This window comes from Pseudomonas sp. PDM04 (assembly GCF_014851765.1).
Taxonomy (GTDB): Bacteria; Pseudomonadota; Gammaproteobacteria; order Pseudomonadales; family Pseudomonadaceae; genus Aquipseudomonas.
The window spans coordinates 915763-942016 of the sequence record NZ_JACVAI010000002.1; the positions used below are offsets into that span (position 1 = coordinate 915763).

Below are 26254 nucleotides of genomic sequence, written 5' to 3' on the forward strand. Positions count from 1 at the left end.
GTGTGGCAGCGAGCCTGCTCCGGGCGGCGTTCCGACGAGGGTCTTCAACGATGACGCGAGCCGTCTGAGGGCCCGCGTCGCCTGGGCATTTCTCGCGAGCAAGCGCGCTCCTACACGGGAACGAGGTTATCCAGCGCGCGATTCACCGCCAGGTCGGCGAGCATGATGATTTGCTGGATGCCCAACAGCATGTGCCGTTGCGGGCCGTCGACGAACACCGAGAGATCACCCGCCATGACACAGGCCGAAGCCAGTGATTCGCACGCACTGGCCAACAGGGTTTCAGTGTCGACGTCCGGGACGATGAGGAACAGGCTGCTGGGGGTGTGGGGGGATGCGGTTTTTTGCAGCGTGGGATCGAAATCCAGATCTGCCGCCTGCTCGTTTTGTGGGGAGGACTCGGGTGGGGTAGGCGTTGGTTTTGGCATGGTGAAAGCTCCGGCTATGAATGAAAGCTGCGCCGTTTACTCATCGAGGTTCCACGCCCGACCGCTGATTGGCAGCGATGTGCAGACATTAGGGAGCCACGCCACAGCACACAAGCCGGCGGATTCTGGCGAAGTTGTAGGCAAAGGCGCAAGGCAAGACAAATGTGGATTCGTCTGACAGAACCACCCCCTGTAGGAGCGATACGCTGCTTTGGCTGTTGATCTTGCTTTTGATCCACCCGCCCCTTCGGCAGGCTGAGTGGAGGCATTCATCCGGGGAGTGGGCGCGCAGCGCCGTGCGGCGAAGCCGCACACATCGAGAGGAGGTGCAGCGCAGCAAACCGGAGGCGATGTCCCCGGATGGATGCCGGAGCGAAGGAACGCCGAGCCCAGGCGAGGGGCCGGACGCTTGGGGCAAGCCTTTTTGGTTACTTTTTTGGCGTTTGAAAAAAGTGACCCGCTGTAAGAGCGGAACCATAGGCGGCCGTTACCGCAGAAACGGATATGTACACCAGCAAGAACATGGTCGACAGACAAACCGACATCGCGAGCAGGCTCGCTCCCACAGGGGATTGTGTACACCCGAAAAAGCAGCGTCAGCTATAAGGCCGCCATCGCTGGCAAGCCAGCTCCCACAAGGATCGTGTACACCAACAAACCGAGGTCAACTGCACCACTGCCATCGCGAGCAGGCTCGCTCCCACAATGGGAGACACAACCCACTGAGTTAAGCGACCACCCCAAGGGTTCCAGCCACGACGCCGAGTCATTATGATCCCAACGTCGCCCACCAGGCCCCTCCCCCCTATGTTCCCGTCACTCACTGCCTTCAAACCCTGCGACCTGCCCACGCTGCTGAGCAGCCTGCAACCGATCGCCACACTGCTCGACACCCTGTCGGACGTGGCGTTTTTCATCAAGGACAGCGAGGCGCGCTACGTCTTCGTCAACCAGACACTGGCCTTGCGTTGCGGCTTCAAACAGCGCGAAGACCTGCTCGGTCTGACCGCCGACCAGGTGTTCCCGGCGCGCTATGGCCCGCTGTACACCGCACAGGATCGGCGGGTGCTGTCCACCGGCCGCGAGCTGGTCGACCAACTTGAACTGCATCTGTACCTGGGCAACCAGCCGGTCTGGTGCCTGACCCACAAACTCGCGCTGCACAATGAACAGGGGCAGATCGTCGGCCTCGCCGGGATCTCCCGCGACCTGCAACTGCCGCAGTCCAATCATCCAGCCTTCCAGAAACTGGCTGCGGTGGACGCGCACATCCGCCGGCATTTCGCGCGCCCGATCAGCCTCGCCGAGTTGACCGCCATCGCCGGGTTCTCCGTGGCGCAACTGGAGCGCCATTGCAAACGGGTGTTCCAGCTCACGCCCCGACAGATGATCCACAAGTCGCGCCTGGAAGAAGGCTCGCGACTGCTGCTGGACACCGACCTGCCCATCACCGACATCGCCCTGCGCTGCGGTTACACCGACCACAGTGCGTTCAGTCGCCAATTCCGCGCCCTGACCAGCCTCTCTCCCAGCCAGTATCGCGAAGGTCGCCGTTAAAATGTTCCGTTAAGGGGCGCTGCACATTGGCCGTGCTCCCTTCCGTAACACCTTCCTCCTCTCCCTTCCTACCGACAGTCTCCCTCGTTTTTGCGACAACCGCCCTGACTCGCGGGCTGCTGGCCTTTCGCTTGGAAACGGCCATTTCGGCACGCTGCTTGCTAACAGTTAATATCGTATACGAAATCCTCGATACGATATCTAACAGCACTTTCCGATCACGAGGCCTCTATGAAAAACCCCGCATTTGCCGTAGCCCTCAGCGCTGTTCTCAGTACCTCCTTCATCGCCACCGCCCAGGCCGACAAGCTCGACGACATCATCGGCTCGGGCAAGCTGCGCTGCGCCGTCACCCTGGACTTCCCGCCCATGGGCTTTCGCGACGCCAGCAACAACCCGGCCGGTTTCGACGTGGACTATTGCAACGACCTGGCGAAAATCCTCGGGGTCGAGGCAGAAGTGGTCGAGACGCCGTTCCCGGACCGTATTCCGGCGCTGGTCTCCGGGCGGGCCGACGTGATCGTCGCGTCCACTTCCGATACCCTCGAACGCGCCAAGACCGTTGGCCTGACCGTGCCATATTTTGCCTTCCAGATGGTTGTGCTGACCCGCGACAACACCGGCATCAACAGCTTCGACGACATCAAGGGCAAAGCGCTGGGCAACACCAGCGGCACCTTTGAAGCCATCGCCCTGGAAGCCGACGTGAAGAAATGGGGCAGCGGCACCTTCCGCGCCTATCAGTCGCAGAACGACACCCTGCTGGCGGTCGCCCAGGGCCACATAGACGCCACCGTCGTGACCAACACAGTTGCGGCGGCAACGATCAAGTCGGGCAAATACAAGAACCTGAAGATCGCCGGCAATGCGCCCTACACCATCGACTACGTGTCCCTGGGCGCCAATCGCAATGAGTATGGCCTGCTCAACTACCTCAACCTGTTCGTCAACCAGCAGGTGCGCAGCGGTCGCTACAACGAGCTGTTCACCAAATGGGTCGGCACTGACATCCCGCCGACCGACCTGACCGTGCCGAAGGTCTACTACTAAGGTGTCCGGCATGCCTGGGTCCAATGCTCTCAAAGGTCGCAGCCTGATCCCGGGCAGCGCCCAGGGCGCCTTGCTGTTCGCCGATGTCGGGCTGAGTTTCTGGGGCGGAGTCGACCCCTGCAGCGGTGAGGTGATCGACCGTCACCACCCGCTCTGCGGCGAACACCTGGCCGGGCGTGTGCTGGCCATTCCCAGCGGCCGTGGTTCATGCACCGGCAGCAGCGTGTTGATGGAGCTGATCAGCAACGGCCATGCACCGGCCGCGCTGGTACTGGCCGAAGCCGATGAAATCCTGACCCTGGGCGTGCTGGTGGCGCAGACCATTTTCGGGCGTTCCCTGCCGGTGCTGTGCATCGGCCGGGAGGCCTTCGCCGCCTTGCGCGGCAAAGTCTATGCCCGCCTCGAGAATACGGCGCTGAGCCTGTTCGATCAGGTGCCCGTCGATACCTGGCAAGCAACCGCTGCGCCACCGACCGACGAACCCCGCGAGGTGCTCGAACTCAGCGCGCTCGACCGTGCACTGCTCGACGGCGCGCACGGCAAAGCCGCGCAGATGGCGATGCAGATCGTCTTGCGCATGGCCGAACTGCAAGGCGCGCCGCGCCTGATGGATATCACCCAGGCGCACATCGACGGCTGCATCTACACCGGGCCTGCGAGCCTGAACTTTGCCGAACGACTGGTGCAGTGGGGCGCGAAGGTTCGCGTTCCCACCACCCTCAATTCGATTTCCGTGGACCAGCGTCGCTGGCGCGAATTGGGCATCGACCCGGCGCTCGGCGAACCGGCCAGTGCCCTGGGCGATGCGTACATGGCGATGGGAGCACAGCTGAGTTTTACCTGCGCCCCCTACCTGCTCGACAGCGCGCCCCAGGCCGGCGAGCAGATCGTCTGGGCCGAATCCAATGCGGTGGTCTACGCCAACAGCGTGCTCGGCGCACGGACCCTCAAATACCCGGACTACCTGGACATCTGCATCGCTCTGACCGGCCGCGCGCCCTTGATCGGCTGTCACCTGGACACGCACCGCAAGGCGCAACTGCTGATCGAATTACCGCCGTTGAGTGAACTCGACGATGCGTTCTATCCCTTGCTCGGTTACCACATCGGTGCCCTCGCCGGCAGCCGGATCCCGCTGGTGCTCGGGCTGGAGCAGCGCGCGCCGAACCTCGACGACCTGAAAGCCTTCGGCGCGGCGTTCGCCACCACATCCGCCGCACCGTTGTTCCATATCGCCGGGGTCACTCCGGAAGCCCTGGACCCGGCACAGGTGTTGGAAGCGGACACGCCACTGCCTGTGGAAAAGATCCGGTTGCAGGACCTGTTGCTCAGTTGGCGCGAACTCAACAGTGCCCAGGACCTGCAGGTCGGCATCGTGTCCCTGGGCAACCCGCACTTTTCACTTGGCGAGTTCGCCCACCTCGCCCGCCTGTGTCGTGGCCGCAGCAAACACCCCGATGTGGGGCTGGCCATTACCTGCGGTCGCGCGGTGCTGGAACAGGCCCGCGCAGCCGGGCACCTCGTTGCCATCGAAGCGTTCGGCGCGACCCTGGTGACCGATACCTGCTGGTGCATGCTCGGTGAACCGGTGATCCCGCCGGGCGCCACAACCCTGATGACCAACTCGGGCAAATACGCCCACTACGCACCGGGTCTGGTGGGGCGCGCGGTGCACTTCGCCAGCCTCGCCGAATGTGTCGACGCCGCTTGCACTGGCGCCGCCAGCGGACGCTTGCCGACCTGGCTGCAACCCGCCCTGCCGATGGAGAGCCCTGCGCATGTTTGACTACACCTTCCAATGGCGCGCCACCCTGCGCGCCCTGCCGGACATGCTCGCCGGCGCCTGGATCACGTTCGAGACTGCCGCGCTGTCGATGATTTTCGGCGTGCTGATCGCCCTGGCGCTGACGGTCATGCGCGAAACCAGGCAGCCGCTGCTGCGCGGTATCGGCAACGGCTGGGTTTCGATCGCCCGCAACACTCCGTCGCTTTTCCAGATCTACATCCTGTACTTCGGCCTTGGCTCACTGGGCCTGCACGTCAGTTCCTGGATCGCCCTGCTCGCCGGGATCACCTTCAACAACGCAGGCTACCTCGCGGAAAACTTCCGTGGCGGGCTCAAGGCGGTGCCCGGCACGCAAGTGCGCGCGGCGCGCTCATTGGGCATGAGTGCCTTCCAGGCCTACCGGTTGATCATCGTCCCGCAACTGCTGCGGATCGTGTTCTACCCCCTGAGCAACCAGATGGTCTGGGCGGTGCTGATGACCTCGCTGGGCGTGATCGTCGGGCTCAACAACGACCTTACCGGCGTGACCCAGGACTACAACGTCAAGACGTTCCGCACCTTCGAATATTTCACCATCGCCGCGGTGCTGTATTACCTGATCGCCAAGGCGATTGTCGCGACGGCCCGGCTGATGGCCTGGCGGTTGTTCCGTTACTGAGGACGTGACCATGCTTTCCACCAGCTTTACCTGGAACGATCTGTTGTTCCTGCTCAACGGCGCCTGGGTCACGCTGCAACTGACCTGCTGGGCCATCCTGCTTGGCACGTTCGCAGGACTGCTTTTCGGTGTGCTGCGTGCCCTGTTGCCACGGGCCACGCTGCCACTGGCCTGGGTGCTGGACGTGTTCCGCAGCGTGCCGCTGTTGATCCAGTTCGTGCTGTTCAACTCGCTCAAGAGCATCGCCGGCCTGAACATCAGCGCCTTCAGCGTCGGCTGCATCGTGCTCGGGGTCTACGCCGCCGCGTACTTCACCGAGATCGTGCGCGGCGGCGTGCTCTCGGTGCCGCTGACCCTGCGCCGGGCCAGCCGCTCGCTGGGCATGAGTTTCTTCCAGGACCTGCGCTGGATCGTCCTGCCGATGGCCACGCGGGTGGCGTTTCCCGGCTGGCTGAACCTGGTCCTGGGCGTCATGAAAGACACCGCGCTGGTGATGTGGATCGGCATCGTCGAATTGCTGCGCGCCTCGCAAACCATCGTGACCCGCATCCAGGAACCGCTGCTGGTGCTGTGCATTGCGGGCCTCATCTACTACGTCATGAGCCTGGTGGTCGCACGCCTCGGCGCTCGTCTGGAAACAAGGTGGCAGGAAAATGATTGAGATCGACAACGTACACAAATCCTTTGGCGACCTCGACGTGGTCAAGGGTGTCAGCCTGACGGTGAACAAGGGCGAAGTGGTCTCCATCATCGGTGGCTCCGGCTCGGGCAAGTCCACCCTGCTGATGTGTATCAATGGCCTGGAGCCGATCCAGAAAGGCAGCATCCGCGTGGACGGTGTCGAAGTGCACCAGCGTGGCACCGACCTCAACCGCCTGCGGCAGAAGATCGGCATCGTGTTCCAGCAATGGAACGCCTTCCCGCACCTGACCGTCCTTGAAAACGTGATGCTGGCGCCGCGCAAGGTGCTCGGCAAGAGCAAGGCCGAAGCCGAGGCACTGGCGGTGCAACAACTGACCCATGTCGGCCTGGGCGACAAGCTCAAAGTGTTCCCCGGCAAGCTCTCGGGCGGCCAGCAACAGCGCATGGCCATCGCCCGCGCCCTGGCCATGTCGCCGGACTACATGCTGTTCGATGAAGCCACCTCGGCCCTCGACCCGCAACTGGTCGGCGAAGTGCTGGACACCATGCGCATGCTCGCCGAAGACGGCATGACCATGGTGCTGGTGACGCACGAGATCCGTTTTGCCCGGGACGTGTCCGACCGCGTGGCGTTCTTTCGCAACGGTCTGGTGCATGAGATCGGCGCGCCCGACCAGGTCATCGGCAACCCGGTGCACGCCGAGACGGCGGCGTTTCTCAAGTCGGTGAAATAGCGGTGACACCATCGCGAGCAGGCTCGCTCCCACAATGGATCTGCGGTGGGATCGAAATTTCCGATTTACAGCAGACCTGTGGGAGCGAGCCTGCTCGCGATAGCGCCCAAACAGACAACCCAAGGAGCAAACCATGCGCTCATCGAAAGTGATTCACGTCGTCAGCTGCCACGCCGAAGGGGAAGTCGGCGACGTGATCGTCGGCGGCGTCGCCCCACCGCCCGGCGCCACCGTGTGGGAACAGTCGCGCTGGATCGCGCAGGATGAAACCCTGCGCAACTTCGTGCTCAACGAACCCCGTGGCGGCGTGTTCCGCCACGTCAACCTGCTGGTACCGGCCAAGGACCCGCGCGCCCAGATGGCCTGGATCATCATGGAGCCGGCGGACACACCGCCGATGTCCGGCTCCAATTCCCTGTGCGTGGCCACGGTATTGCTCGACACCGGCATCCTGCCGATGACCGAGCCGCAGACCCGGCTGGTGCTTGAAGCGCCGGGAGGCCTCATCGAAGCCGTGGCCGATTGCCGTGATGGCAAGGTCGAGCGGGTGGAGGTCAAGAATGTGCCGTCCTTCGCCGATCGCCTGGACGCCTGGATCGAGGTGGAAGGGCTCGGTGCACTCAAGGTCGACACCGCCTATGGCGGCGACAGTTTCGTCATCGTCGATGCCCAGGGCCTGGGCTTCGCCATCCGCCCCGATGAAGCCGCCGACCTGGTGGCGGTCGGGCTGAAAATCACCCGTGCTGCCAATGAGCAACTGGGCTTTACCCACCCGCTGAACCCGGAGTGGTCGCACATTTCTTTCTGCCAGATCGCGGCGCCCCTGGTCCACGAGAACGGCATCGCCACCGGCGCCAACGCGGTGGTGATTCAACCGGGCAAGATCGACCGCTCGCCCACTGGCACCGGTTGTTCGGCACGCATGGCGGTGTTGCAGGCCAAGGGCTTGATGCAGGTGGGGGATCGCTTCATCGGTCGCTCGATCATCGGTTCCGAATTCCACTGCCGCATTGACTCGCTGACCGAAGTGGCGGGCCGCCCCGCGATCTACCCGTGCATTTCCGGGCGGGCGTGGGTCACCGGCACTCACCAGTTGCTGCTCGACCCGAGCGATCCATGGCCTCAAGGCTACCGGCTCTCGGACACCTGGCCCGGCGCCTGAACGCAGCCGCGCTGCTCAGCCGGACCGACGGCCCACGAAAATCCTGAAAAAACCGAAATAGCACTAGCCGATTCTTTTCATTTTAAATATCGTATACGAAATACAATTAACAAACCCGGAGGCAACAATGAGCAAGCGTATTAACTGGAGTGGCGTCTTCCCTGCCGTGACCACTCAATTCAACGACGACTTCTCGATCAACCTGGAAAAAACCCACGAGGTGATTTCCAACGTCATTCGTGACGGCGTGTCGGGGCTGGTGGTGTGTGGCTCGGTCGGTGAAAACACCTCGCTGACCGCTGAAGAAAAAATCGCTGTGACCGAAGTGGCGGTCGATGCCTCGCGCGGTCGTGTGCCGGTGATCTGCGGCGTGGCCGAGTTCACCAGCGTGCAAGCGGCCAAGGTGGCCAACTCGGTGCGCAAGGTTGGTGTCGATGGCGTGATGCTGATGCCGGCGCTGGTCTACGGTTCCAAGCCGTTCGAAACCGCCGAGCATTACCGCTACGTGGCAAAAAACGCCGACGTGCCGCTGATGGTCTACAACAACCCGCCGATCTACAAAAACGACGTGACCCCGGACATCCTGATTTCCCTGGCCGACTGCGACAACGTGGTGTGTTTCAAGGATTCCTCGGGCGACACCCGCCGCTTCATCGACGTACGCAATGAAGTGGGTGACCGTTTCGTGCTGTTCGCCGGCCTCGACGACGTGGTGCTGGAAAGCATCGCCGTGGGCGCTGAAGGCTGGGTATCGGGCATGTCCAACGTGTTCCCGAAAGAAGGCGAAACCATCTTCCGCCTGGCCAAGGCCGGTCGCTTTGCCGAAGCCATGCCGATCTACGAATGGCTGATGCCGATCCTGCACCTGGACGCCCGTGCCGACCTGGTGCAATGCATCAAGTTGTGCGAAGCCATCGCCGGTCGAGGCAGCGCGCTGACCCGCCCACCACGCCTGGCCCTGCCGGAAGCCGATCGCGTGTTCGTCGAGCAGATCATGGCCAAGGCTCTGGCCAACCGTCCGCACCTGCCGGACGTCGGTCTCTGAGTGATTGCCGGGCGGGTCCTCGCGGACCCGGCCCGGTTGCCTGTTTTTTTGCGCCGCTACAGGAAACGTCAGCATGCCCAACACTCAACACGCCTCAAGCGCAACCACACCCTCGGGACTCAAGCGTGTCGTGGCCGCCGCCATGGCCGGCACCGTCGCCGAATGGTATGAATTCTTCCTTTATGGCACCGCCTCGGCACTGGTCTTCGGCCAGCTGTTCTTCCGCCAGACCGGCAGCGCCATCGACGGCATCATCGCCGCTTTTGCCCTGTATGCCGTGGGCTTCCTCGCCCGCCCGCTGGGCGGCCTGGTGTTCGGTCACTACGGTGACAAGTTCGGGCGCAAGCGCCTGCTGCAGTTGAGCCTGGTGGTGGTCGGCATCACCACCTTCCTGATGGGTTGCCTGCCCGGCTTCAACGAAATCGGCTACGCCGCGCCGGTGCTGCTGGTGTTGCTGCGACTGATCCAGGGCTTCGCCTTCGGTGGCGAATGGGGCGGTGCGATCCTGCTGGTGTCCGAGCACTGCCCGGACAACCGCCGGGGCTTCTGGGCCAGTTGGCCGCAAGCCGGAGTACCGGCGGGCAACCTGGTGGCGACGGTGGCCTTGCTGCTGTTGTCGTCGAACCTGTCGGAGGAAGCCTTCCTCGCCTGGGGCTGGCGCGTGGCGTTCTGGTTCTCGGCGGTCGTGGTGTTGATCGGCTACTGGATTCGCACCAGCGTCGATGACGCGCCGATTTTCAAGGAAGCCCAGGCCCGTCAGGCGCAGACAAAACAACAGCAACTGGGCGTCGTCGAAGTGCTGCGCCACCACTGGCGCTCGGTGCTGGTCGGCATCGGCGCACGGTTCGCCGAAAACATCCTCTACTACACCGTCGTGACGTTCTCGATCACCTACCTGAAACTGGTGGTGCACAAGGACACGACGGAGATTCTGCTGCTGATGTTCGGCGCCCACCTGCTGCACTTCTTCATGATCCCGCTGATGGGCTACCTGTCCGACCTGGTGGGGCGCAAACCGGTGTACCTGACCGGCGCGGTGCTCACGGCGTTCTGGGGCTTCGTCGGCTTCCCGATGATGGACACCGGCAACGCCTGGTGGATCATGGCCGCCATCACCCTGGGCCTGGCCATCGAGTCGATGACCTACGCGCCCTACTCGGCGTTGATGGCCGAAATGTTCCCGACCCACGTGCGCTACACCGCGTTGTCGCTGTGCTACCAGGTGGCGCCGATCTTCGCCGGCTCCCTCGCGCCACTGATCGCCATCACCCTGCTCAACAAGTATCAGAGCTCGACGCCCATCGCGCTGTATCTGGTCGCCGCTTCGCTGATCTCCATCGTCGCCGTCGGCCTGACCCGGGAAACCCGTGGCAAGTCGCTGCATCTGGTCGACAGCGAGTCCGCCGCACGCGTCGCCGCCGTCAACGGCAACGCGGCGGGTGCCACCCGCCCGGACGGTTCGCTGGCCTGACGTGCAACCCTGCGGGAGCCGGTTCACAGGCTCCCGCAGCCGATACCACATGCCTTCATCGCAGGAGTCTGCCTGAGCGCCAGCCACTGCCAATCGGTGGCGCTCTCTTCTCCTCCCGGCTGTCCTATCCCAGCATCGCCTGCAGATCGTGATACAACGCCTCGGGGATCTGCACGCCTTCCACCAGGCTGCGCGCGCGCGCCTCATACCGCCGCTGCGACGGCAACCGTGCGCCCTGGCCCTGGATGCTCTCGAACAACACTTCGGCCCGTGCCAGGTGATGCCCGCTGGCCTCACCGAGAAAACGCTGTGGATCGAAAGCGATGATCAGTTCGCCATGGTAAGGCGACGACTTGCTGCCAGCGTCGTATGCCAGTGATTCGGCACTGGTGAGGTCGCCGATCAACGGCCCGGCGATCAGTTCGACCATGGCCGCCAGCGCCGAGCCTTTGTGCCCACCGAACGTCAGCATCGCGCCGGCATCGAGCACCACGTTGGCATCGGTGCTCGGCTGCCCCTGCGCGTCGACGCCCCAGCCCTCGGGAATCGACTTGCCCGCGCGTCGATGCAGTTCGATGTCGCCCCGGGCAATCGCACTGGTGGCGAAGTCGAAGACAAACGGTTCCTTGCTCGGACGCGGCCAGCCGAACGCAATGGGGTTGGTGCCAAACACCGGTTGATGGCCACCCGCCGGCGCGACCCAGGCATGGCTGGGGTTGCAGGCCAGGGCCACGAGCCCGGCGGCGGTCAGTTGCTCGATCTCGACCCACAGCGCCGAAAAATGCACACAGCGGTTGATCGCCAGCGCGGCAATCCCGTTGGCCCGGGTTTTCTCCATCAGTAACGGCAGCCCGGCCTGGAACGCCAGCTGCGAGAATCCGCCGGCGGCATCGACACGCACGATCGACGGCGCCTGATCGATCACCTGCGGCTCGGCAGCGGCCGCCACCTTGCCCGCCCTGAGCGAATTCACGCAGCCCAGCACCCGGTACAGGCCATGGGAGGCGCAACCATCGCGCTCGCCGGCAATCACCGTGGCGGTCACGGCCTGGGCGTGGGCAAGGTTGAAACCGTTGTGCAGCAAGATCGATTCGGCCAGCTCGCGAGCCTCGGCCAGGGTCAGTCGGATCATAATCCACTCCTTGAACAGACCGTCCAGACTGGCTCACTCGCCGCGCTGCGGCTTGATCGCTTTAGGCAGGGACAGTGACGAATTCAGCACATTGGCGATCAAGCCGCAGCAGCGCCCTCACTGAACCGGTGTGCGAACGACTGAAACCATCGGTGGCAGCGAGCCTGCTCGCGCTAGCGGGCTGACAGCCAGCATCGCAGTGCCTGTACAGCCGATATCGCGAGCAGGCTCGCTCCCACACTGGATTCCGGTCGTTCACGGAATGTGCACGCACAACAAAAAAATGAAAAAAACAGGGCTGGATCTCCCCCTAAGCCGTTGTTTTACCGTAGCCTCGAACCCACGCTGAATGCCAAATCATCCACCCTGTACACGGCTGTCGACTGTTTTCCCATGCGCAAACTTTTGTACCTGACGTTCTCCATGGCGTTGATCGCCGTCCTGACGACCTACGCCATGTGGGCTGCGGATCGCCCGGCAGGCCATTACCTGTCGGACCTGCGGATCGACCTGGCCATCGACCAGGGCACGCCTGCCGACCGTGGCAACCTGCTGGGCATCCAGCCGGAACTGTTTCCCACCGACTATCAGAGCCCCGACCGCCTGCATCGCAAACTCGCGGCCTATCTGCAAAAAGCCCAGGCGCAGGGCCTGCTGAACGAAAAAACCATCGTCGTGCTGCCCGAACACATCGGCACCTGGTTGATGGTCAGCGGTGAAAAAGACGAGCTGTACCAGGCCAATACCATCAAGGAAGCCATGAACTGGCTGGCGGTGAGCAACCCCGTGAAGTTCCTGCGCGCCCTGATCAGCGCCCGCGGTGAAAACCGCCTGGATGATGCGCACTTGCGCATGAAAGCCAAAGGCATGGCCAAGGATTACCAGGCGCTGTTCGGTGGCCTGGCGAAAGAGTTTCATGTGACGCTGGTCGCCGGCTCCATCGTGCTGCCCGAGCCGAGTGTCATCGACGGCACCCTGAAAGTCGGCCCAGGCGCGCTGTACAACAGCAGCATCGTGTTTGGCAGCGACGGTGTACCGATTGGCCAACCCCAGCGCCAGATGCACCCGGTGTTCGCCCGCAACGATGAGACAACGCCCCCTGGCAAACCATCGCTGACGGTCATCGATACCCCCGCCGGGCGCCTCGGCGTGCTGATCGGGCGCGACAGCTGGTACCCGGACAACTACCGCCAGCTCGACGCTCAGGGCGCACAATTGGTGGCCGTGCCAGCGTTCGTCAACGGGCGCGGAACGTGGGATCAGCCCTGGCGCGGTTTGAAGGACCTGACCTCCGCCGCTGTCAGCCTCAAGGCCGGCGAAGTCAGTGAAGGCCAGGCCTGGCACCGCCTCACACTCACCACGCAACCGGGCAGCCAGGCCATCGCGGGCATGAGCGTGTTCCTGCGTGGACAGTTCTGGGACCAGGGCAGCGCCGGGCAAAGTTTCCTCAGCCGCAATGGACAGCATTTCGCCAGCGACCCCGTGCGCGGTGCGCGTTTGCTGAACCTGTGGCTGTAATCGATGAAACCTACACCGATGCGCCTGGGCGACCTCTCGGTCGGCTTTGTTCACAGCCTGGCCGATGCGGTACGCAGCCACGGCGTCGACCCGCAGCCGTTGCTCGAGCAATACGGCCTGGACCCGGCCCGGTTGGGCGAAGCCTGCGCGCGCCTGTCGATCCCCCGCTACATGCGCCTGGGTCACAGCGCCATTCAGCTGACCGACAACCCGGGGCTGGGCTTGCGCATGGGCCAGCTCAGTCGCCTGAGCCAGGCGGGTCTGGCCGGGGTCACCGCCGCCCAGGCGCCGACGGTTCGGGAAGCGGCACGTTGCCTGATTCGTTTCGAAGCCCTGTACGGCTCAAACTACCGCGGCCAATCGAGCTTTCATGAAGACGCCCAGGGGGCCTGGCTGCGCTTCTACTCCATCAGCCCGTACAACGCCTATAACCGCTTCGTGGTGGATTCGATCATCGCCGGCTGGTTGCAGCAATTGTCCAGCGTCAGCGCCACGCCGCTGCGCGCCGAACGCATCGAGATCGAATTCGCTGAACCGGATTACCGCGAGGCCTATGCCGCACTGGGCGATTGTCCGATCCAGTTCGACGCCGAACAGAACCAGTTGCGCCTGGGCCTGGCCGCCCTCGCCCAGCGCAACCCGGTGCACTGCCCCAGTACCTGGCGACACCTGCTGCAATTGTGTGAACGGGAACTGGAGCAACTGACACGCACCCGCAGCCTGCGTGAACGCATCACTCAGTTACTGGGCCCGTTGCTCAATGGCGGTCGGGAACCCGACCTGGAAGAAGTGGCGGCACGCCTGAAGCTGCCCACCTGGACCTTGCGTCGCAGACTCGCCGAGGAAGGTACGCAGTTTCGCGCCATTCTCAACGACACCCGTCGCGACCTGGCCATGACCTACATTCGCGATACCGAACTGGCGTTCGGTGAAATCGCCTACCTGCTGGGCTTTGCCTCAGCCGAAGCGTTTCAACGCGCATTCAAACGCTGGAGCGGTCAGACACCCGGCGAGTTCCGCCGCAGTCACCGCCAGTCCGCCTGACGCTTACAGCTCGGTAGCGTCTTCGGCCGGCTCCAGTGGGTCGAGTTCGAACGCCTGGTACTCGAGCAGCTCTTCCTGATAATCGTCCATTTCGAATCCTCCTGATAAATAACCTGATCAACTGACCAGTCTCTTGAGCATAAAGTGCCTGCGTGAAAGAAAAATGACGCACGCGACGCTTCGTCGCTACTGAATAAAACGTAGCAGCGAGTCAGGAATTTATCACAGGATTTTTTCACGACAGAGCGCGGGAATGGGCCGGGCTTGACCAGCATCAAGCCTGAACGCGTGCCGGGATCGCTGGCCCGCCAGACGATCCCGGAACGGCGGGCCAACTCGACCGGCCGATCACAGGGCGGGAATCGGTTCGCTCGGTGGCGGCAGGTCCGACTGAGGGGGTGGCGTGACGGTTTCCGACGACGGGGCTGGCTCGGTACTTTGCGCCGGGGTCACCGGGGCGGGCTCAGGTGGCGCTGCAACCGGTTGCGAGACGGGCTCCGGGGTCGCTGCCGGAGCAGACTCCTGGGTCGGGGCCGGGGTCGGTTCGGCAGCAGGTGCCGGCGCTGGCGCCAAGGGGGCCGGGGCAGCCTGGGGTTCAGGCATACCCAGATCGGTTTTCGGCTTCTCGACGATGTGCGCGGCTTTCTTCGCTTCAGCCGGCAGGAACAACTCGACCAGGGCGAAGAAGCGCTCGTAGAACTTGGCCGACGAGACAGTCTCGCTCGCCACCTTGACCATCGAATCGTCCGACGAGCCAATCGGCATCGACACGGACCCCAGCACGCCCACGCCCAGGCTGGCGGAATTGTTGGTCTTCTTCAGTGCGTAGCTGTCCTGCAGGGCGTTGGCGAACATGGTCGCGTGATGCCCTTCGCTGCCGTCGTCGGCACACACCACGCTGAAGCTGATCTCCATGTGCGTCTCGCCGGTCTGCTGGAAGCTCTTGTGACCGGCAATCAGTTTCGGATCGCTGCTGGTGATGATGTAGCCCTGACTGAGCAATGCGCGCCGGGCGGCTTCGCAGCTCTGCTTGTCGGTGACCGGGTAGTTACGCGAAAAGGTACCGGAATCATCAAAGTTCTCATGCTCATAGATGGCGGCTTTCTTCGACGAGCATCCGGCTGCGGCGGCCAGCACCAACGCCAGCCCGACAACCCGTACGGGAAATGATTTAAACATTGAGCATCCTGATGAAAACGGTCCGACGCGTATTGTGCAACAGATCGTTGCTTAGCGTCGCATCGATTAGTGTCTTGAAACAGTTACAGTGTACTGACCGACATTTACCGGAAAAAGTCGTTCGACGAAAACTTCAGGTGACAGACAGCATCGGTCTGTTTTTCCTGGGCACACAAAAAAACCCCGGTCTTTCGACCGGGGTTTTCAGGGTGCGGGAAACTCAGCCAGGCCTCAGTAGCGCTGGATGTCCGCTTCGGTTTCCAGCTGCTTGCGGTACGCCGCGAAGTCCTGTTGGCCAATGCGCGACGCAAGGAAGCGACGGTATTGCGCCTTCTCTTCATCGGTCGGAGCGGCCGCTTCGTTGACAGCGTTCAGGCGCACGATCACCAGGCTACCATCGGCCAGGGTCACGCTGCTGAAGGTCGGCTTGTCTTTGGCAGCCGGTTTCGGCATGCGGAACAGTGCCTGCAACACAGCCGGGTCAACCCCTTCCTGAGCGCGGGTTGCAGCGGCGGTGACCTTCCAGTTCTGACCGTCGATGGCCTTGTCCAGTGGCGCCTTGCCATCGCGCAGGTCGGCGATCAGCTTGTCAGCCCGGGTCTTGGCATCAGCACTGGCGTGCTCCTTGGTCAGCTGGCCACGGATGGCGGCAGATACGCTTTCCAGCGGCAGTTGCGAAGGCTTCAGGTGCTCCTTGGCGCGCAGCACGATCACGGTTTCCGGATCGAGTTCGATGGCGGTGCTGTTGGCACCCTCATCCAGCACTTCAGGACTGAACGCAGCAGCGATCACCGCACGGTTGGCGGCAACACCCTCGCCACCTTCCCGGCCAAACGGCTTGGAGGTGTGAACAGTCAGCTTCAGGTCCTGCGCCGGCTGGGCCAGGTCGGAGGACTCGAACGACGAATCTTCCAATTGCTTGGTCGCCTCGACGAAACGCTGTTCGACCTGTTGGGTTTTCAGCTCGCGGGTCAGCTTGTCCTTGAGGCTGGCGAGGGTCGGAACCTCTGGCGCTTCGACACCCAGCAGCTTGATCAGGTGGTAACCGAAATCGGTGCGAACCGGCGCGGACACTTGATCCTTGGCCAGCGCGTACAGCGCGGTTTCGAATGCAGGATCGTAGACGCCAGGGCCTGCGTAACCGAGGTCACCGCCGTTGTTCGCCGAGCCTGGGTCCTGGGACAGTTCCTTGGCCAGGGCCTCGAACTTCTCACCCTTGGCCAGACGGGCCTGGATTTCCTCGATTTTGGCCTTGGCTTGCGCCTCGGTCACCTTGTCGTTCACTTCGATCAGAATGTGCGCAGCCCGGCGTTGCTCGGACAGGTTGGCGATTTCTTTCTGATACGCCGCTTGCAGGTCTTCGTCCTTGACGGCGACCTGATCGAAGAAGGACGACTTCTTCAATTCGATGTAATCGATGATCACCTGATCAGGTGTCATGAATTCCTTGGCATGCTCGTCGTAGTAGGCCTTGACCTCATCGTCGGTCAACTTGACCGCTGCCGGGTCAGCCTTGACGTTGATGGACGCGAAATCGCGGGTCTGCTTTTCCAGACGGGCGAAAGCCAGAACCTGGGCATCGGTGACGAAACCGCTGCCGGCCAGACCTGCGCGCAACTGACCGATCAGCATTTCCTGAGCCAGCATCTGGCGGAATTGCATGCGGCTGTAGCCCAGCTGACGAATGACCTGATCGAAGCGCTCCGGACTGAACTTGCCGTCCACCTGGAATTCAGGCGTTTGCAGAATCACTTGGTCCAGCGCCGCCTCGGAGAAAGCGAACTTGGATTTTTCCGCGCCTTGCAGCAGCAGCTTGCGATCGATCAGCCCCTTGAGGGCCGCTTCGCGCAGCATTTTTTCGTCGAGCAAGGACGCATCGAAATCCTTACCGAGCTGTTGCATGAGCTGGCGGCGTTGCATATCCACCGCCTGGCTCAGCTCGTTCTGGCTGATTTCGTCGCCATTGACCTTGGCCGCATCATTCTTGTGCGTCGTAGCCTGAAAGATGGCGTCGAAACCGGTCAAGGCCATCAGTACAACGATGACCCCGATAATGGTCTTGGCAATCCAGCCTTGTGAATTGTCCCTGATATTTTGCAGCATGCGTCCCCCAGAAACGGTTGAACTTCAAAAATAGGCAACCGTGGAGCGTGGGTAGAATCCGGATAGAAGAAAGGCGCATCCGAGGATGCGCCTTCTCGTAACTGGCGAAGCGGACCAAGAATTCGAATTTGCGACCCTTGGTGTCTCGGACCGGCAATCTGCCGGCTGGCCTACCGCTCCGCTGCCAGGTCAGGCTTGAGCCCGACCCGGACAGGTAAAACCTGAATCAACTTAGTTGACAGCTTCTTTCAGCGCTTTACCGGCTTTGAAACCTGGTTTTTTAGCGGCGGCGATTTCCAGTGTCTTACCGGTCTGTGGGTTACGACCGATGCGAGCTGGACGATCGGTCACGGAGAAAGTACCGAAACCAACCAGAACTACGGAGTCGCCAGCCTTGAGAGCGCCAGTGACGGATTCGATTACAGCGTCCAGCGCACGGCCAGCAGCAGCTTTCGGGATATCAGCGGATGCAGCGATAGCATCAATCAGTTCCGACTTGTTCACTCTAAAGTCCCCTTATATCTATTTGAGTATGATTCTAAGTTTTTTGGTGAAAGCAAAAACGAGTGCTGAATGGCCTACAGACACTTAAGAGCCGCTTTATAACAAGGGCTCTAAAAAGCTGTCAACAAGCCCCCCAGGCAAATGCGTATTAATGCGTGCTAATTCTTTCCTTAGAGTCAGACTCGCGTTTTTCATCCTTTGCGACGATCTCCGGAGCTACATCGGGCAAGGGCTCCGGCGCGTATTGCAGCGCAATTTGCAGGACCTCGTCAATCCATTTAACCGGTTTAATCTGCAGATCCTGCTTGATATTGTCAGGAATTTCCTTCAAATCGCGGACGTTCTCTTCAGGAATGATCACGGTCTTGATACCACCGCGGTGAGCCGCGAGCAGTTTTTCCTTCAGGCCGCCAATCGCCAATACCTGACCCCGCAGGGTGATTTCGCCGGTCATCGCGACATCGGCGCGCACCGGGATGCCGGTCAACGCCGATACCAGTGCCGTGCACATGCCTACGCCCGCGCTCGGGCCATCCTTCGGGGTCGCCCCTTCCGGCATGTGGATGTGCGTGTCGCGCTTCTCGTGGAAGTCCAGGGGAATCCCCAGGCTTTTCGCACGGCTGCGCACGACAGTCTGGGCCGCGGTGATCGACTCGACCATCACGTCACCCAGCGAACCGGTCTTGATCAACTGGCCTTTGCCCGGCACCACGGCCGCTTCGATGGTCAGCAACTCGCCACCTACCTGGGTCCATGCCAGGCCGGTCACCTGACCGATCTGGTCCTGGGATTCGGCCAGGCCGTAGCGGAATTTACGTACGCCGAGGAAGTCCTCGAGCATCGACGCGGTGACCTTCACCGAGAAGCGTTTTTCCAGCGCATGCTCTTTGACCGCCTTGCGGCAGACCTTGGCAATCTGGCGCTCCAGCCCACGTACACCGGCTTCGCGGGTGTAGTAGCGGATGATGTCGCGAATGGCGTCTTCTTCGAATTCCAGCTCGCCTTTCTTCAGGCCGTTGGCCGTGATCTGCTTGGGCGAGAGGTATTTGACGGCAATGTTGATCTTCTCGTCTTCGGTGTAGCCCGGCAGCCGAATGACTTCCATCCGGTCAAGCAGCGCCGGCGGAATGTTCATGGAGTTCGAGGTGCACAGGAACATCACATCCGACAGGTCGTAGTCGACTTCCAGGTAGTGATCGTTGAAGTTGTGGTTCTGCTCCGGATCGAGCACTTCCAGCAACGCCGATGCCGGATCGCCACGCATGTCGCTGCCCATCTTGTCGATTTCATCGAGCAGGAACAGCGGGTTGCGGACACCCACTTTTGTCATCTTTTGAATCAATCTTCCTGGCATCGAACCGATGTAGGTCCGGCGATGGCCGCGAATTTCAGCTTCATCGCGCACGCCACCCAGGGCCATGCGTACGAATTTGCGGTTGGTGGCGTGAGCGATCGACTCGGCCAGGGAGGTTTTACCCACACCTGGAGGGCCCACCAGGCACAACACCGGACCACGAATTTTCTTCACGCGCTTCTGCACGGCGAGGTATTCGAGAATACGTTCCTTGACCTCTTCCAGACCGTAGTGGTCGGCATCGAGGATGTCTTCCGCGCGCGCCAGGTCCAGACGCACCTTGCTCTGGGCCTTCCACGGCACCTGGACCAGCCAGTCGATGTAGGAACGCACCACGGTCGCCTCTGCGGACATTGGCGACATCTGCTTGAGCTTGTTCAGCTCACCCTGGGCCTTGGCCAGGGCATCTTTCGGCAGGCCGGCGGCATCGATGCGCTTTTTCAGCTCTTCGATTTCATTGTGGCCTTCGTCGCTGTCGCCCAGCTCTTTCTGAATGGCCTTCATCTGCTCATTCAGGTAGTACTCGCGCTGGCTGCGCTCCATCTGCTTCTTGACGCGACCACGAATGCGTTTTTCGACCTGCAGCAAGTCGATCTCGGCATCCAGCAGCGCCAGGACGTGCTCGACCCGGGCCGACAAATCGATGATTTCGAGAATTTCCTGCTTCTGCTCGATCTTCAGGGCCATGTGTGCGGCCATGGTATCGACCAGGCGACCCGGCTCATCGATGCTGTTGAGCGACGACAGGACTTCAGCCGGGACTTTCTTGCCCAACTGCACATATTGCTCGAACTGGGCCAACAGGCTGCGCACGAACACTTCCGACTCGCGCTCGGGCGCGTCGACTTCATCGATCAGCGAGACTTCGGCGCGGCAGTGACCGTCCACTTCGCTGAAGCGCTCGACGGTACCGCGTTGCTCGCCTTCGACCAGAACCTTGACCGTGCCATCAGGCAGCTTCAGCAGCTGCAGGACGGTCGCAATGGTGCCCACGCGATAAAGTGCATCTTCACCGGGATCGTCGTCGGCAGGGTTTCTCTGGGCCAGCAGAAGGATCTGCTTGTCGCCCGTCATCGCGGCCTCGAGGGCTTCGATGGATTTCTCGCGCCCCACGAACAGCGGGATAACCATGTGCGGATAAACCACGACATCACGCAATGGCAAGAGAGGCAATTCGATGGTTGTCTTCATGATTTCGCCTCTACGGCGGCCACAAGGCCGGAAACAGATGGAATTGAGCTTGAAACCAAGATGGGGGCTGCCTTGAAAAAAAACAAGCGCAATGACAGGGTTAAAACGCGGAAAAAGCAAAGGGGCCCGAAGGCCCCTTCCCTGTTCCAGCTGCGTGACGCTTAGGCGTCTGGCGCAGCCTTGGCAGTCGGCTCACTGTTTTCGTAGATATACAGTGGCTTGGACTTGCCTTCTATGACGCTTTCATCGATCACGACTTTACTCACCTCGGACTGCGAGGGGATTTCGTACATGGTGTCGAGCAGCACACCTTCGAGAATCGATCGCAGACCACGGGCACCGGTCTTGCGTTCCAGGGCACGCTTGGCCACCGACTTCAGTGCGTCGGCCCGGAACTCCAGGTCCACGCCTTCCATTTCGAACAACTTGGCGTATTGCTTGGTCAAGGCATTCTTCGGCTCGGTGAGGATCTGCATCAACGCAGCCTCATCAAGCTCGTCCAGCGTGGCAAGCACTGGCAGACGACCGACGAATTCCGGGATCAGACCGAACTTGACCAGATCGTCAGGCTCGACTTCACGCAGGGACTCGCCCACCTTCTTGCCTTCTTCCTTGCTGCGCACTTCTGCGTTGAAACCGATGCCACCCTTGGTGGAACGGTTCTGGATGACTTTCTCCAGGCCGGAGAACGCACCACCGCAGATGAACAGGATGTTACGGGTGTCGACCTGAAGGAATTCCTGCTGCGGATGCTTGCGACCACCCTGGGGCGGAACGGAAGCGACCGTACCTTCGATCAACTTGAGCAAGGCCTGCTGCACACCTTCACCAGACACATCACGGGTGATGGACGGGTTGTCGGACTTGCGCGAGATCTTGTCGATCTCATCGATGTAGACAATGCCCATCTGGGCTTTTTCCACGTCGTAGTCGCACTTCTGCAGCAGCTTCTGAATGATGTTCTCGACATCCTCACCCACGTAACCCGCCTCGGTGAGGGTGGTTGCGTCGGCGATGGTGAACGGAACGTTCAGCAAGCGGGCCAGTGTTTCGGCAAGCAGGGTCTTACCCGAGCCTGTCGGGCCGATCAGCAAGATGTTGCTCTTGCCGAGTTCGACGTCGTCATTCTTTTTGTCACGCTGATTCAGACGCTTGTAGTGGTTGTACACCGCTACGGCCAGAATCTTTTTCGCGCGCTCCTGACCAATCACGTATTGATCAAGAATGCCGCTGATTTCTTTAGGCGAAGGCAATTTATGCGCGCTGCTCTCGGCCTGTGCTTCCTGCACCTCCTCACGGATGATGTCATTGCACAGGTCGACGCACTCGTCGCAGATAAAGACCGAGGGGCCGGCAATCAACTTGCGTACTTCATGCTGGCTTTTGCCACAGAAGGAGCAATAGAGCAGCTTGCCGTTGTCCTCGCCGTTGCGGGTGTCAGTCATTCGTTCGATCCAAATCCGATAGGCTTGCAACACAAGATGAAGGCTATTGCGGGCTTTTTCAAGCCCGCCGATGATCGGACACGCCGACCAAGCCCTATTTTGAGCCGCTTATTTTACGCTGGGCGCGAAGTGATCACTTCATCGATCAGACCGTACTCACGGGCGGCTTCTGCACTCATGAAGTTATCGCGGTTGGTGTCGCGCTCGATTTCTTCCAGGGTACGCCCGCTGTGCCGCGCCATCAGCGTGTTCAGGCGCTCGCGGATGAACAGGATTTCCTTGGCATGGATCTCGATATCCGAGGCCTGGCCCTGGAAACCGCCCAGTGGCTGGTGAATCATCACGCGCGAGTTCGGCAGGCAGTAACGCTTGCCCGGAGCACCGGCGGTCAACAGGAAAGCGCCCATGCTGCAGGCCTGGCCGATGCAGGTGGTCGACACGTTGGGTTTGATGAACTGCATGGTGTCGTAGATCGACATGCCCGCCGTCACGGAACCGCCTGGGGAGTTGATATAGAGATGGATGTCCTTGTCCGGGTTTTCCGCTTCAAGGAACAGCAATTGCGCACAGATCAGGTTGGCCATGTAGTCCTCTACCGGACCAACCAGGAAGATCACTCGCTCCTTGAGAAGACGCGAATAGATATCGTAGGCGCGCTCGCCACGAGCAGACTGCTCGACAACCATCGGGACCAGGCCGCCGGCGGCCTGGATATCAGAGTTCTGCTGAATATACGAATTACGGAACATGCTCTGCAGTCACTCCCAAAATAGTTATGTCTTGAAAACGCATAAGCCAGCACGAATGCTGGCTTATGGTGTGTACGTCTTAACGCAGGAACAATCAATCGGCTTGTGGAGCTTCTACCGGCTTGACCGCTTCTTCGTAAGAGACCGATTTGTCGGTCACGCTAGCTTTCTGCAGAACAGTATCCACAACTTGCTCTTCCAGCACAACCGAACGGACTTCGTTCAGTTGCTGGTCGTTCTTGTAGTACCAGGACACGACCTGCTCAGGCTCCTGATAGGCCGAAGCCATTTCCTGGATCATGTCGCGAACGCGCGCTTCGTCAGGCTTGAGCTCGTACTGCTTGACCACTTCAGCCACGATCAGACCCAGCACGACACGGCGCTTGGCTTGCTCTTCGAACAGCTCGGCCGGCAGTTGGTCAGGCTTGATGTTGCCGCCGAACTGCTGAACGGCCTGCACGCGCAGACGATCGACTTCGTTGGACAGCAGGGCCTTCGGCACTTCGATCGGGTTGGAGGCCAGCAGACCGTCCATGACCTGGTTCTTGACCTTGGACTTGATCGCCTGACGCAGTTCACGCTCCATGTTCTTGCGAACTTCGGCGCGGAAGCCTTCCAGGCCGGTTTCCTTGATGCCGAATTGAGCAAAGAACTCTTCGTTCAGCTCTGGCAGCGTTGGCGCGGAAACAGTGTTCACGGTCACGGTGAACTCGGCGGTCTTGCCCGCCAGGTCGAGGTTCTGATAATCCTCTGGGAACGTCAGGTTCAGAACACGTTCTTCGCCGGCTTTGGCGCCAACCAGACCGTCTTCGAAACCAGGGATCATGCGACCCGAGCCCAGTACCAGTTGAGTACCCTTGGCGGAACCGCCAGCGAATACTTCACCGTCAACCTTGCCAACGAAATCGATGTTCAGCTGATCATCGTTCTGGGCAGCGCGATCGGCCACTTCGAAACGGGTGTTCTGCTTGCGCAGCACGTCCAGCATCTTGTCCAGATCGGCATCCGTCACGTCGGCGCTCAGGCGCTCGACGCTGATACCTTCGAAACCGGCAACGGTGAATTCAGGGAACACTTCGAATACGGCAACGTATTCCAGATCCTTGCCAGCTTCCAGGGATTTCGGCTCGATCGAAGGCGAACCCGCCGGGTTCAGCTTCTGCTCGACCACAGCTTCATAGAAGGAGGACTGGATCACATCGCCCACAGCTTCCTGACGCGCATCAGCACCGAAACGCTGACGAATCACGCTCATTGGCACCTTGCCTGGACGGAAGCCGGCAATCTTGGCCTTTTGGGCAGTCTGTTGCAGACGCTTGTTGACCTGAGTCTCGATGCGCTCAGCCGGCACGGTGATGCTCATGCGGCGCTCAAGAGCAGAAGTATTTTCAACAGAAACTTGCATGGATATTCCTCGTTGCACAGACGTTAGCCGGCCGTTACCGACCCAAGAATCAAGGGCATGCATTCTAGAGGGTCAAACTCAAGAAGTCACCCTACTGAAAACGGGTAAAAACACAGCAGGCAATTTAGAGGGAAGAGCGCACCAATGCACCCCGCCCCGACAGCAAATACAACCCCTCACGCCAGGGCTCTGCGACAACCCTTCTATATATAGAAGGGACCGCCGACCGATACCCCGGCCGTCACCCCTGACAGCAGGAGCGGCCAGCAGCGTGGCAGCATCGAGAAACATAAATTCGACGAAACGCCCTGCCTGCGTGGCCCTTGACCCGCCACCACTCAAACCACTGAAACAAAAAAGGCGCCAGACTGTTAAATCTGGCGCCTTTCGGAATATGGGGTGGACGATGGGGATCGAACCCACGACAACGGGAGTCACAATCCCGTGCTCTACCAACTGAGCTACGCCCACCATATTGCGTGACAGAGAAGTCAAACGACCTCTTTGCAGAGCTCCAGCCAGGCCAGCGGCTTGAATGAAGCTTATTTGGTGCGGATGAAGAGACTCGAACTCTTACGCCTCGCGGCGCTGGAACCTAAATCCAGTGTGTCTACCAATTCCACCACATCCGCGGATTGAAGCGGTTAAAGCAAAGGCGCCAGACTGTTAATCTGGCGCCTTTCGAAATATGGGGTGGACGATGGGGATCGAACCCACGACAACGGGAGTCACAATCCCGTGCTCTACCAACTGAGCTACGCCCACCATATCGCGTTACTTGTGCCAAAGCTGCCTAATGGCGCACCCGGCAGGACTCGAACCTGCGACCATCCGCTTAGAAGGCGGATGCTCTATCCAGCTGAGCTACGGGCGCCTTATTAATCTGTACCCTTGGAGGACTACAAACTAAGTGCTTTCCGGTTTCGCAAAACCTTAATTCTGCTTGACCTTCATAACCAGTGCTAGGCTGTGCCCGACAAGTGCGACGAATAGTATAGAGCGCCCCAAGGGTCGTCAAATCCTTTTTATAAAAAATTCATTTAATTAAAGGGGTTAGGGGAATTTGCAGACCAAGCGCCTTTGCCCTCACCGCCTGACATGCGAGAATGCGTTCTCTTTTTTTCCCCTCTCGATGGTTAATCACGCGCAATGACTGCACAACTAATCGACGGCAAATCGATCGCCGCCAGCCTGCGCCAGCAGATCGCCAAACGCGTTACCGAGCGCCGCCAGCAAGGCCTGCGCACACCCGGTCTCGCGGTGATCCTGGTCGGCAGCGATCCCGCCTCTCAGGTTTATGTCTCGCACAAGCGTAAAGACTGTGAAGAGGTCGGCTTCATTTCCCAAGCCTACGACCTGCCTTCCGAAACCACCCAGCAAGCGCTGACCGACCTGATCGATCGCCTGAACGAAGACCCGGCAATCGACGGCGTCCTGCTTCAGTTGCCTCTGCCGGAACACCTGGACGCCTCCAAACTGCTGGAGCGCATCCGCCCGGACAAAGACGTCGACGGTTTCCACCCTTATAACGTCGGCCGCCTGGCCCAGCGCATTCCATTGCTGCGTCCGTGCACGCCCAAGGGCATCATGGCATTGCTGGAAAGCACCGGGGCGGACCTGTATGGCATGGACGCCGTGGTCGTCGGCGCCTCCAACATCGTCGGTCGGCCGATGGCGATGGAATTGCTGCTTGCCGGTTGCACCGTGACCGTCACCCATCGTTTCACCAAGGACCTGGCAGGCCACGTCGGTCGCGCCGACCTGGTGGTGGTGGCTGCCGGCAAGCCCGGCCTGGTCAAGGGTGAGTGGATCAAGGAAGGCGCCATCGTGATCGACGTCGGCATCAATCGACAGGATGACGGCAAACTGGTCGGCGACGTCGTCTACGATACCGCCCTGCCCCGTGCCAGCTGGATCACCCCGGTCCCGGGTGGCGTGGGCCCGATGACCCGTGCCTGTCTGCTGGAAAACACCTTGTATGCAGCCGAAACCCTGCACAGCTGAGTCCACGCGGCAAGCCAGGCGACAAACACAAGAACCCCGCCATTGGCGGGGTTCTTTTTGCCCGCAGGTTTAACATGACCACTCGCCGGAAAC

At 60.9% G+C, this 26254-nt stretch carries 21 protein-coding genes and 4 tRNA genes; 12 read left to right on the plus strand and 13 right to left on the minus strand.

Annotation, left to right across the window (positions count from 1 at the left end; genetic code table 11):
• Window positions 1-110: 110 nt before the first annotated feature.
• Window positions 111-428, minus strand: a complete 318-nt coding sequence (locus tag IB249_RS11145) for a DUF6124 family protein (protein WP_192304497.1) — start codon at window positions 426-428, stop codon at window positions 111-113.
• A gap of 807 nt (window positions 429-1235) precedes the next feature.
• Between IB249_RS11145 and IB249_RS11150 the strand changes: the two genes are divergently transcribed.
• The 9 genes from IB249_RS11150 to abaF all read left to right on the plus strand — a co-directional run bounded on the left by IB249_RS11150 (window position 1236) and on the right by abaF (window position 10533).
• A complete protein-coding gene (locus IB249_RS11150; protein ID WP_192304499.1) occupies window positions 1236-1985 on the plus strand; it encodes an AraC family transcriptional regulator in 750 nt (249 codons plus the stop codon).
• Window positions 1986-2216: 231 nt separating this feature from the next.
• Window positions 2217-3035: a transporter substrate-binding domain-containing protein gene (locus IB249_RS11155; protein WP_192304501.1), complete on the plus strand. Its 819-nt coding sequence runs from the start codon at window positions 2217-2219 to the stop codon at window positions 3033-3035.
• Between the two features lie 10 nt (window positions 3036-3045).
• On the plus strand, window positions 3046-4821 hold the full coding sequence (locus IB249_RS11160; RefSeq protein ID WP_192304503.1) for an aconitase X: 1776 nt from the start codon (window positions 3046-3048) through the stop codon (window positions 4819-4821).
• Window positions 4814-5479, plus strand: a complete 666-nt coding sequence (locus IB249_RS11165) for an amino acid ABC transporter permease (protein WP_192304505.1) — start codon at window positions 4814-4816, stop codon at window positions 5477-5479. Before IB249_RS11160 ends, IB249_RS11165 begins: the two co-directional genes overlap by 8 nt.
• Window positions 5480-5489: 10 nt before the next feature.
• Window positions 5490-6140, plus strand: coding sequence for an amino acid ABC transporter permease (locus tag IB249_RS11170; RefSeq protein WP_192304507.1), 651 nt, complete (start codon window positions 5490-5492; stop codon window positions 6138-6140).
• Entirely contained in the window at window positions 6133-6855 is a 723-nt protein-coding gene (locus IB249_RS11175; protein ID WP_192304509.1) for an amino acid ABC transporter ATP-binding protein, read from the plus strand. Before IB249_RS11170 ends, IB249_RS11175 begins: the two co-directional genes overlap by 8 nt.
• A 133-nt stretch (window positions 6856-6988) precedes the next feature.
• Window positions 6989-8017 carry a trans-3-hydroxy-L-proline dehydratase gene (locus IB249_RS11180; protein ID WP_192304511.1) on the plus strand — a complete coding sequence of 343 codons (1029 nt, stop codon included), beginning with the start codon at window positions 6989-6991 and terminating at the stop codon, window positions 8015-8017.
• Window positions 8018-8144: 127 nt separating this feature from the next.
• Window positions 8145-9062 (plus strand): dihydrodipicolinate synthase family protein, encoded by a 918-nt coding sequence (locus IB249_RS11185; protein ID WP_192304513.1) that lies wholly within the window; start codon window positions 8145-8147, stop codon window positions 9060-9062.
• Window positions 9063-9135: 73 nt separating this feature from the next.
• Window positions 9136-10533 (plus strand): fosfomycin efflux MFS transporter AbaF, encoded by a 1398-nt coding sequence (abaF, locus tag IB249_RS11190; protein ID WP_192304515.1) that lies wholly within the window; start codon window positions 9136-9138, stop codon window positions 10531-10533.
• A 124-nt stretch (window positions 10534-10657) separates the two neighbouring features.
• Here the strand turns inward: abaF and IB249_RS11195 are convergent, their stop codons facing one another.
• Complete coding sequence (locus IB249_RS11195) at window positions 10658-11665, minus strand: Ldh family oxidoreductase (protein WP_192304517.1); 1008 nt, start codon at window positions 11663-11665, stop codon at window positions 10658-10660.
• Window positions 11666-12058: 393 nt separating this feature from the next.
• On the opposite strand from IB249_RS11195, the gene IB249_RS11200 reads away from it, so the two are divergent.
• Both IB249_RS11200 and IB249_RS11205 read left to right on the plus strand, forming a co-directional pair.
• The gene (locus IB249_RS11200) at window positions 12059-13183 is read left to right on the plus strand and encodes a carbon-nitrogen hydrolase family protein (RefSeq protein ID WP_192304519.1); all 1125 of its coding nucleotides are present in this window, start codon (window positions 12059-12061) and stop codon (window positions 13181-13183) included.
• A 3-nt stretch (window positions 13184-13186) separates the two neighbouring features.
• Window positions 13187-14227: an AraC family transcriptional regulator gene (locus IB249_RS11205; RefSeq protein ID WP_192304521.1), complete on the plus strand. Its 1041-nt coding sequence runs from the start codon at window positions 13187-13189 to the stop codon at window positions 14225-14227.
• 348 nt (window positions 14228-14575) lie between these two features.
• Here the strand turns inward: IB249_RS11205 and IB249_RS11210 are convergent, their stop codons facing one another.
• From IB249_RS11210 to IB249_RS11260, 11 genes are all read right to left on the minus strand, one after another.
• A complete protein-coding gene (locus IB249_RS11210; RefSeq protein WP_192304523.1) occupies window positions 14576-15406 on the minus strand; it encodes a DUF2242 domain-containing protein in 831 nt (276 codons plus the stop codon).
• A 231-nt stretch (window positions 15407-15637) separates the two neighbouring features.
• A complete protein-coding gene (locus tag IB249_RS11215) occupies window positions 15638-17509 on the minus strand; it encodes a SurA N-terminal domain-containing protein (protein ID WP_192304525.1) in 1872 nt (623 codons plus the stop codon).
• Between the two features lie 231 nt (window positions 17510-17740).
• Window positions 17741-18013, minus strand: coding sequence for an HU family DNA-binding protein (locus IB249_RS11220; protein ID WP_002552737.1), 273 nt, complete (start codon window positions 18011-18013; stop codon window positions 17741-17743).
• Window positions 18014-18161: 148 nt separating this feature from the next.
• Window positions 18162-20558, minus strand: a complete 2397-nt coding sequence (gene lon, locus IB249_RS11225) for an endopeptidase La (RefSeq protein WP_192304527.1) — start codon at window positions 20556-20558, stop codon at window positions 18162-18164.
• Between the two features lie 161 nt (window positions 20559-20719).
• Window positions 20720-22003, minus strand: a complete 1284-nt coding sequence (clpX, locus tag IB249_RS11230) for an ATP-dependent Clp protease ATP-binding subunit ClpX (RefSeq protein WP_027618777.1) — start codon at window positions 22001-22003, stop codon at window positions 20720-20722.
• 113 nt (window positions 22004-22116) lie between these two features.
• Window positions 22117-22752: an ATP-dependent Clp endopeptidase proteolytic subunit ClpP gene (gene clpP / locus IB249_RS11235; RefSeq protein ID WP_192304529.1), complete on the minus strand. Its 636-nt coding sequence runs from the start codon at window positions 22750-22752 to the stop codon at window positions 22117-22119.
• Between the two features lie 94 nt (window positions 22753-22846).
• Window positions 22847-24157 carry a trigger factor gene (tig, locus tag IB249_RS11240; protein ID WP_192304531.1) on the minus strand — a complete coding sequence of 437 codons (1311 nt, stop codon included), beginning with the start codon at window positions 24155-24157 and terminating at the stop codon, window positions 22847-22849.
• A 395-nt stretch (window positions 24158-24552) separates the two neighbouring features.
• A tRNA-His gene (locus IB249_RS11245) sits at window positions 24553-24628 on the minus strand.
• Between the two features lie 76 nt (window positions 24629-24704).
• Window positions 24705-24789, minus strand: a tRNA-Leu gene (locus tag IB249_RS11250).
• Between the two features lie 57 nt (window positions 24790-24846).
• Window positions 24847-24922 (minus strand) — tRNA-His (locus tag IB249_RS11255).
• 32 nt (window positions 24923-24954) lie between these two features.
• Window positions 24955-25031 (minus strand) — tRNA-Arg (locus IB249_RS11260).
• Window positions 25032-25306: 275 nt separating this feature from the next.
• Between IB249_RS11260 and folD the strand changes: the two genes are divergently transcribed.
• Window positions 25307-26161 carry a bifunctional methylenetetrahydrofolate dehydrogenase/methenyltetrahydrofolate cyclohydrolase FolD gene (folD, locus tag IB249_RS11265; RefSeq protein WP_192304533.1) on the plus strand — a complete coding sequence of 285 codons (855 nt, stop codon included), beginning with the start codon at window positions 25307-25309 and terminating at the stop codon, window positions 26159-26161.
• The last annotated feature ends 93 nt before the right edge of the window (window positions 26162-26254 follow it).